At 64.3% G+C, this 994-nt stretch carries 1 protein-coding gene; it reads left to right on the top strand.

Annotated features, from left to right (window positions below; genetic code table 11):
- Positions 1-674, top strand: a 674-nt coding sequence (locus tag ACYVDE_RS24165; protein ID WP_460504070.1) for a porin family protein, incomplete at its 5' end; no start/stop codon positions are given.
- Between the last annotated feature and the right edge of the window lie 320 nt (positions 675-994).

Below are 994 nucleotides of genomic sequence, written 5' to 3'. Positions count from 1 at the left end.
GCCGCGCCCCCAGCTACGCCAAGCAGCCCAGTTACTCGTCGTCGGGCAGCAGCACCGGCACCAGCGGCGTGCGCTTCGGCTTCCGCGCCGGCCTGAACGTGGCTGACCTGCAGGGCGATGCCGTGAAAAGCTTCACCTCGCTGGCCGGCTACGCCCCCGACGGCACCATCACCAAGCAGATGCGGCCGGGCTTCTACGCCGGCGTGTTTGCCACCCTGCCGGTGGGCCCCGGCTTCGCCATCGAGCCCGGCATCACCTACGCCGAAAAAGGCGCCGTGCTGAAAGGCACCCTCCCCTTCCCGGCCCTCGATTTCCTGAACGCCAACGTGACGGGCACCGCCCGCCTGGCTTACATCGACGTGCCGGTGCTGGCCAAGGTGTTCATCACGCCGGGCTTTTACCTCTACGCTGGCCCGCAGGCCTCGTTCCTGGTGAACGGCAAGGCGCGCGTCGATGCCAGCGTACTGGGCTTCTCGGCCTACAAGCAGGATTTCGACGTGGCTGACCAGCTGCGCAAGGTGGACTTTGCAGCCGTGGGTGGCCTAGGCTACCAGTTCGACAACGGCCTGGGCCTGAGCGCCGGCTACGACTACGGCCTCACCTCGCTCGACTCGGGCAACCGCTTCCAGGCCTACAACCGCGTGGCCAAAGTCGGCCTGAGCTACTCGTTCTAACGCTCAATCCGGCCGGTTATCGGCCGTGTTGCTCTGCTATTCTTGTTCGTCTGTTTAGTCGTTTTTATCCAACTACATTATTGAAAATGCCCCGCTGGTGTTCCAGCGGGGCATTTCTGGTTTTGGCACGTCATGCTGAGCTTGTCGAAGCATCTCTACCGCTTCGTTGCATCGTTCGGTAGAGATGCTTCGACAAGCTCAGCATGACGGACGGCCTTCACTACGCACTCGCGGCCACTACCGCGCCCCCACGGCACCGCTGCCGCTCAGGCCCTCGGCCAGCCGCACGAGGCGCACCAGTTCGGCGCGGTAGCCGTCTT

The organism is Hymenobacter agri (genome assembly GCF_054778495.1).
This window is presented reverse-complemented; position numbering and strand designations above follow the sequence as displayed.